Raw genomic sequence first — 628 nt, forward strand, 5'->3', positions numbered from 1 at the left:
ACTAAAGCATGGATATGGGGATTAAACTTAAGGTCTCTTCCAAATGTGTGAATGACTGTAATAACACCTACTTGTAATGGCTTTTTACTTCTCCGTTGATAGTAGAATTGAAATACATCTGCTACCTCTTTACTTAGTTCGTTTAATTTTTTACGGTCTTGAAAAAAGACATTTCTTAATTCCCTCGGAACGGTAAATACCATATGGCGATGGGGAACATTGAAAATCATCTCCTGTTGTTTGTCCGACCAATCATCTGTATATTTCTTACCACATTTATGACAGAATCGACTCTTACAAGTGAAGCATACAAAAACAGGATTAGGATTTCCTTCACACCCTAAGCATTCATAACGTGCATAGCCAAGGTCACTGGAACCACATCTAATAGCCTTTTCAACCGTCTCTTTAATATCTTCACGATATGATGCTGGAAAAAGGTCAGAATGTATTTTCCAAAAAACATCAAAATGGTCCTTCAATATTCTTTTGATTACACCGCTGTTACCTTTTTCCATATCAGTACCCCACAAATTTGTATACGAACATTTTATCGAACAATTATCCACAAGTCGAGAATTTTATAATTTCCTAGACCAGAACAAAAGCGCAAGCGCCCGTTTAGCGA

The 628-nt window shown here is 36.5% G+C and carries 1 protein-coding gene; it reads right to left on the reverse strand.

Features of this window, described 5'->3' with window-relative positions; translation table 11 throughout:
* Nucleotides 1-518 (reverse strand): IS91 family transposase (locus tag KI363_RS21650; protein ID WP_212967618.1); only part of this gene is annotated, 518 nt, incomplete at its 3' end.
* Between the last annotated feature and the right edge of the window lie 110 nt (nt 519-628).

Origin of the sequence: Lederbergia ruris, assembly GCF_018332955.1 — a bacterium.
GTDB classification, from domain to species: Bacteria; Bacillota; Bacilli; order Bacillales; family Bacillaceae_C; genus Lederbergia; species Lederbergia ruris.